The sequence below is a fragment of the Thiomonas sp. TH-17 genome (assembly GCF_057473305.1).
This window is the reverse complement of the sequence record NZ_JBYCKI010000288.1, coordinates 1-5,610: the sequence shown is the minus strand read 5'-3', so window position 1 is coordinate 5,610 and position 5,610 is coordinate 1. Positions and strand designations below refer to the sequence as shown.

Annotated in this window: 11 protein-coding genes and 1 pseudogene; 7 read left to right on the top strand and 5 right to left on the bottom strand. The window is 66.3% G+C overall.

Annotated features, from left to right (window positions below):
- Nucleotides 1–226 (bottom strand): annotated as a pseudogene (locus AC2VLV_RS16170) (GTPase); the annotation flags it as partial.
- A gap of 379 nt (nt 227–605) precedes the next feature.
- Here AC2VLV_RS16170 and AC2VLV_RS16165 point away from each other — a divergent pair.
- From AC2VLV_RS16165 to AC2VLV_RS16135, 7 genes are read left to right on the top strand one after another with little or no spacing between them, the layout of a single operon-like run.
- A complete protein-coding gene (locus AC2VLV_RS16165; protein WP_232482085.1) occupies nt 606–998 on the top strand; it encodes a thioredoxin family protein in 393 nt (130 codons plus the stop codon).
- Entirely contained in the window at nt 998–1,420 is a 423-nt protein-coding gene (locus AC2VLV_RS16160) for a heavy metal-responsive transcriptional regulator (protein WP_088446855.1), read from the top strand. Before AC2VLV_RS16165 ends, AC2VLV_RS16160 begins: the two co-directional genes overlap by 1 nt.
- Nucleotides 1,417–1,683 (top strand): thioredoxin family protein, encoded by a 267-nt coding sequence (locus AC2VLV_RS16155; RefSeq protein ID WP_088446856.1) that lies wholly within the window; start codon nt 1,417–1,419, stop codon nt 1,681–1,683. Before AC2VLV_RS16160 ends, AC2VLV_RS16155 begins: the two co-directional genes overlap by 4 nt.
- Nucleotides 1,673–2,368, top strand: coding sequence for a cytochrome c biogenesis CcdA family protein (locus tag AC2VLV_RS16150; RefSeq protein ID WP_088446857.1), 696 nt, complete (start codon nt 1,673–1,675; stop codon nt 2,366–2,368). Before AC2VLV_RS16155 ends, AC2VLV_RS16150 begins: the two co-directional genes overlap by 11 nt.
- Before the next feature lie 9 nt (nt 2,369–2,377).
- On the top strand, nt 2,378–2,776 hold the full coding sequence (locus AC2VLV_RS16145; protein WP_088446858.1) for a hypothetical protein: 399 nt from the start codon (nt 2,378–2,380) through the stop codon (nt 2,774–2,776).
- A 29-nt stretch (nt 2,777–2,805) separates the two neighbouring features.
- Complete coding sequence (locus tag AC2VLV_RS16140; protein WP_116151335.1) at nt 2,806–3,120, top strand: heavy-metal-associated domain-containing protein; 315 nt, start codon at nt 2,806–2,808, stop codon at nt 3,118–3,120.
- Nucleotides 3,117–4,016, top strand: a complete 900-nt coding sequence (locus tag AC2VLV_RS16135; protein ID WP_088446859.1) for a transporter — start codon at nt 3,117–3,119, stop codon at nt 4,014–4,016. The genes AC2VLV_RS16140 and AC2VLV_RS16135 overlap by 4 nt, the downstream gene beginning before the upstream one ends.
- Nucleotides 4,017–4,053: 37 nt before the next feature.
- On the opposite strand, the gene AC2VLV_RS16130 is transcribed toward AC2VLV_RS16135, so the two are convergent.
- The 4 genes from AC2VLV_RS16130 to merD are packed head-to-tail and all read right to left on the bottom strand — an operon-like array spanning nt 4,054 to nt 5,594.
- Nucleotides 4,054–4,254: a DUF3330 domain-containing protein gene (locus AC2VLV_RS16130; protein WP_088446860.1), complete on the bottom strand. Its 201-nt coding sequence runs from the start codon at nt 4,252–4,254 to the stop codon at nt 4,054–4,056.
- A gap of 2 nt (nt 4,255–4,256) precedes the next feature.
- On the bottom strand, nt 4,257–5,033 hold the full coding sequence (locus tag AC2VLV_RS16125; protein WP_096861901.1) for a putative bifunctional diguanylate cyclase/phosphodiesterase: 777 nt from the start codon (nt 5,031–5,033) through the stop codon (nt 4,257–4,259).
- Nucleotides 5,030–5,248: a broad-spectrum mercury transporter MerE gene (merE, locus tag AC2VLV_RS16120; protein WP_230433949.1), complete on the bottom strand. Its 219-nt coding sequence runs from the start codon at nt 5,246–5,248 to the stop codon at nt 5,030–5,032. The genes AC2VLV_RS16125 and merE overlap by 4 nt, the downstream gene beginning before the upstream one ends.
- Nucleotides 5,241–5,594: a mercuric resistance transcriptional repressor MerD gene (gene merD, locus AC2VLV_RS16115; RefSeq protein ID WP_088446864.1), complete on the bottom strand. Its 354-nt coding sequence runs from the start codon at nt 5,592–5,594 to the stop codon at nt 5,241–5,243. The genes merE and merD overlap by 8 nt, the downstream gene beginning before the upstream one ends.
- Between the last annotated feature and the right edge of the window lie 16 nt (nt 5,595–5,610).

Here is a 5,610-nt window from a genome sequence, read left to right as displayed (position 1 = left end):
GCGTTCGATCGAGCACCGCGAACTCGGCTCGTCCCGTCTTGACGACGATGGCCTCGTCGGTGGTGGCGATGACCTTGCCCTCGAAAGGCTTCGGGTCGATGTGAAAGCCCAGCGTCGAAACCTTGGGCTGGCCGTCGAAGATGTTGAACTTGAACGAACGGACGTTGGTAGGCACATGACCGACAACCAGCGTTGGCATCTGTGCACGGATGGCTTGGGTATCCATCGGGAGACTCCTTGTGGCAACCAAGGGACTCCCGCCCGCAAGGGAGGTCCGTCCCTTGAGGGTGAGGTGGATGGACGCGAGTGCGCCCGGGGAACGAAACAACCAGCACGGCGAACCGCGCCGCAGTCTTGAAGGTCTCGACTGCCTGGGCATGCTGCCGGCAACGCCAGCGAACATGCGGCCAGCGTGCGACACATGGCGGCGGCCGTCCGCCGGGAATCGGCAATGCGCCGGCACCGCGTTCCATGAAAAGGAAGAGCCCCGCAGGGGGACGCGACGGGGGCTACTCGCCTTCGTACAACGGCAATCCGGGAACCGAACCCACGTTCGCGCCCATCCAGACGGTATTCCTCGACCTTGAAAGCGTGGTTTCGATGATGTGGCATTCATCCGTCCGGCTGTTCTGCTTGACCATGGAGTGCACTCCAAGGTTTATCCTGAAATCGTGACGGGGCAGCACGCATCCGCGTGGCTGCAACGCATCACGAACATCAACAGGAGCCTTGAAATGACTGCCAAACGCAAAGTCGAGGTGTTCAGCGCCGGCTGCCCGGCCTGCACCGATGTCGAAACCCTTGTAAAAAGCCTGGCCTGCTCCTCGTGCGAAGTCGATGTGCTCGACATGCGCGACTTGGCCGTCGCACAGCGCGCGAAGGCGCTCGGCGTGCGCTCGGTGCCGGCTGTTGCGATCGACGGCCGGCTCGCCGGCTGCTGCGTTGATCGCGGTGTCGATGAGGCGAGCCTGCGCGCCGCCGGCCTCGGCCAGCCCTGATGCTGACCATCGGCAAACTGGCAAAGGCCGGGGATATCAGCCCCGACGCGCTGCGCTATTACGAGCGCGAGAGGCTGCTCGTCCCGGCGAGCAAAACCGACAGCGGCTATCGCCTCTATGGCGAGGATGCGGTGCGGCGGGTGCGCTTCATCCAGCACGCCCAGGCTTGCGGCTTCACGCTCGCGGAGATTCGCGAACTCTTGCATCTGCGCCAGGCCGACGGCGCATGCTGCGACGACATAAAGAGCCGCGCCATCGAGAAGAAGCTCCAGCTCGCCGCCAAGATTCGCGCCATGCAGGCGATGTCGGCGGCGCTCGACGTGCTGATCGTCGAGTGCTCGGGTGGGGCGCTGCCTGTCGATGACTGTCCGATCCTGGCGGCCCTGGAAGCGGTCAGCTTTGAGGCGAAGCGCACGCCATGAGGATCGAGCTCTTCTACACGCCGGGCTGTGCCAAGTGTGCCGGGGCGACAGCGGCGCTCAAGGCGGCGGTGCAAGCCTTGTCCGGAGTCGAGTGGTGCGAGGTCAACGTGCTCGATGATCTCGACCGCGCGGTCGATCTCGGGGTGCTGACGCTGCCCGCGCTTGCCGTGGATGGCGAGTTGGTGTTCACCGCGCTCCCGACAGCCGAACAGCTCGTTGCCGAACTGCGTCGGCGCGATGGAGTGCGCAGCCATGGAGCTTGAGACGCTACGGCAGCTCGCCTCCCAAAGCGTGGGGGTCGCCAGCGGCATCAGCCTGCTGGCCGGGCTGCTGTTCAGCGTGAGTCCCTTGGCGATAGCCGCATTGCCGGTGCCACTTGCCTACGTCACCCGAGCCCGCGCGCCAAGCGAGGCGGCCCGTTACGGCCTTGCCTTCATCGGCGGCCTGATCGCCGCGCATGCGTTGCTGGGTGCCGTGGCAGGACTCGGCGGTCAAGGGGTGCAAGCGCTGGCGGGGCGCTGGTGGGGGTTGCTGCTCGGCCCCTGGCTGATCGTCTTGGGCCTGCTGTGGACCGGGTGGGTCAAGCTGCCGTTGCCGAAGGTCGGATTCAGAGCCAAGCGGGTCGGCAGTGGCTGGGGCGCGTTTGCGCTCGGCATTCCGTTCTCCGTCGCCGTCTGCCCATCCTGCGCCCCGGCGCTCGTCGTGTTGGTTGGCGCGGCGGCAGCCAGCGGCTCGCCGCTTTTCGGCGCCGCCATGCTGATCAGTTTCGCCATCGGCCGCGCGATCCCCTTGGCCTTGGCGGCGGTCGCAATGGAGTGGATCGAGCAGATGAAACCGCTCGGACGGTTCCGCCGCGCCTTTGAGCTGACCGGCAGCCTGCTGCTGATCGTCACCGGCCTGTATCTGCTCAATGGCTACTTCGCCTTTTTCCCCTGGCTCACCTGGTAGGCGCACGCGATGAAGACCGATTCGTCGCAGCTTCGGCAAAACGCCGTCAGTTGGCTGACGCTGTTCACCGCGACCGGCACGCTGGTCTGCTGCGCGCTGCCGATCCTGTTCGTCACGCTGGGCCTGGGCGCCGCCGTGGCGGCCGTCACCAGCGCAGTGCCGTTCCTGGTCGCGCTGGCCCTGCACAAGGCTTGGGTGTTCGCGGGTTCCGGACTGATGCTGCTCGTTTCCGGCTGGCTGCTCTACCGGCCTGGGCGAGCCTGTCCGAGCGACCCCGAGCTGGCGCGCCTGTGCGAGCGAGCCGACCGCTGGAACCGGCGGATTCATGGAATCTCAGCCGCCCTCTGGGGCGTCGGCCTCTTCGCCGCCTATCTGGCGCTGCCGATCCGTATCTGGCTCGGGGTCTGAGCGTCCCATCTTCGAAGGAGATCATCGTGATGCAAAGATCCCATCTGAAACACTTGGCAGCAGCTTTGGCGCTGTGCTTGCCACTGATGGCCTTCGGCGCGGAGCGCCTGGTGGTGGACATTGCTGTCAAGGGCATGACCTGCCCGTTCTGCGCCTACGGGCTGGAGAAGAACCTCGGCAAGGCGAGCGAAGTCGATCATGCAAGCGCGAGCCTGAAGGGGCAGAACGTCCGCATCGTGCTCAAACCCGGTGCGCAGGCCGATCTCGATCGTTACAAACAGCTCATCCATGATGCCGGCTTTACCCCCGGCGAGGCGAAGGTATCCAAGGAAGAAGCCAAATGAATGTCCCGCCCGGAAACATACTGGCGCTGGCCATGCTGTGCGCCTGGGCGGGGGCCGCCAATGCCGCGCCGCTCACCTTCAATACGGCCCTGCCCATCTCCAAGGACGAGTGGATTCTGCGCGAGCAGTTCGTCTACATGAAGAGCACCGACGACCCATCGTCGATGAACCGCCGCATGGAGGTTTCTGGCCTGATGTCCGTGTTGGGTTACGGGGTCAGCCGCGACTTTGCGGTCTTCGCCGTGCTGCCTTATGCCGACAAGCGGCTGTCCGTGAACGTGGGCGGGGCGGACGTGACACGCAGCCAGGCAGGTTTCGGCGATGCGACATTCATGGGCCGCTACACGGCCTTTGAAGCCAACGCGACAGGGCATACCTTCCGCATTGCGCCGTTTCTCGCCGTCACGGCGCCGACCGGCGACGACCGCGCATCCGATCGCCTGGGACGGCTGCCGCCGATGCTCCAGCCGGGTTCCGGCTCTTGGGACTGGCAGGGAGGCGCAGTGGCGTCCTTTCAATCGCTGGATTGGGGCGGCGATGTTCAGATTGCCTATCAGCGCAATGGGGAAGCCAGCGGCTTCCGGGCCGGCGCGGTCAGCCGTCTCGATCTGTCGGTTCAGCGCCGGCTGTGGCCCGGCATGTTGGGCGAAGGCGTCCCCAGCTTTCTTTACGGCGGGCTGGAGGCCAACCTCATTCATGTCGCCAAGGATCAGGTCAACGGGACTGACGATCCAAACTCGGGCGGCACGACGCTGTTCCTCACGCCCACCGTGCAGTACGTAACACGCAAATGGGTGCTCGAAGCGGGCATTCAGATACCGGTCTCGCAGCGCCTGAACGGCAGCGCGCTCAGGAACGATTACATCCTGACCACCGGCTTCCGTCTCAACTTCTGATGCAGTGGCGTGCCCACGAGGCGCGGCGTGACCGGACTCAGGATCGATCAGGCTGTTGATCTGGCGCTCGCTCGGGTTCGCGCTCGCAGGTCCTGGCTCGCGCCTGGAAGCGCTGATAACACTCCAGTCCGCAGAAGTGCTCGACGTACTCGGCGCCTTCCGGCGTGAAAGCGGCGTCGAGCGGGATTTCCTTGCAGCAGACGCAGCAGTCGACAGTCACAGCTTGGTTGCTCGTCATGGCTATCCTCCTCTCACGAAGCGGATGAACTCGTCGGCCGGTCGCGGCGCGGAGAACAGGAATCCCTGCACGGCGTCGCAGCCGGCCTGGCGCAACACGTCGAGGCTGGCCGGTGTCTCGACGCCCTCGGCGACCACGTCCATGCCCAGGCCGTGCGCGAGCTGGATCACCGTGCGCACGATGGTGCGGTCGCGGGCATCGTCCGCGAGTCCCGCCACGAAGGACCGGTCGATCTTGAGCGTGGTGATCGGGCAGCACTTCAGGTGCCGCAGGCACGAATAGCCGGTGCCGAAGTCGTCGGCGGCAAAGCGCACGCCGACGGCGCGCAGGGCGTCGAACAGGGCGAACAGCGCCGGATCGCCGAACGCGGCCGTTTCGGTCAGCTCGATCTCCAGCCGGTCGCCGGGCAACTGCGCCTCGGCCAGCATCTGCCGCAGGCCGGTGTCGAAGTCTGCTCTCACCTGACTGGCGGCCACGTTGACCGCCAGGCGGAATGACCCAGGGACGTCCGCTTGCCAGTCACGCATCTGCCGGCAGGCTTCGCGCAATACCCAATCGCCGATCTGCGGCATCAGCTCGGCAGTTTCGGCCAGCGGCAGGAAATGCTCCGGGGCCAGCAGACCGAGGTCGGGGTGCGCCCAGCGCAACAGCGCCTCCGCGCCGATGAGCGCGCCGCTGCCCACCGCGACGATCGGCTGGTAGTGAAGGACCAGCTCCTGCCGTTCGGCCGCCCGCGCCAATTGCGCGGCGGTCGGTTCGTCAGATGGGGGCACGATCATGACCGGCTCTGGAAGGCCCGCAGCGCACGAGTCAGGGCCAACAGGAACAGAACTGCCAGGGCGAGCGCCGCGATCCCCCAATGCTCGCTGAGGAACGCGCCGGCGGTCGTGCCTGCCAGGACGGCGGCCAGGATCGGCAAGTGGCACGGGCAGGTCAGCGCGGCCAGCACACCCCAGGCGTAAGCCCGCCAGCCCGGCGCTTGATCGTCATCCATAACGGCACTCCACATTGGCATCCGCCATGCCGGCAAGCTGCCGGTCGAGGGACTCCAGCCGCTCGCGCCGTGCCGCAAGCCACGTGCGCAAGCGGGCCAGGCACTCGGCGGCATCGCCGTCCGCATCCAGGGCATGGCACAGCCGGGCCAACTCATCGAGGCCGATCCCGGCCTCGAACAGCGCCCGCATCAAGCGCAGCCGCGCGAGTGCCTGCTCGTCGTAGAGGCCATAGCCGCCCGGCGTGCGCCGCGCTGGATGCACCAGCCCGCGCAGCACGTAGTCGCGCACGACATGGACGCTGACACCGGCCGCCCCGGCGAGCCTGGAGATGGTGTAATCGTCCATCGCTTCCTCCTTTCCG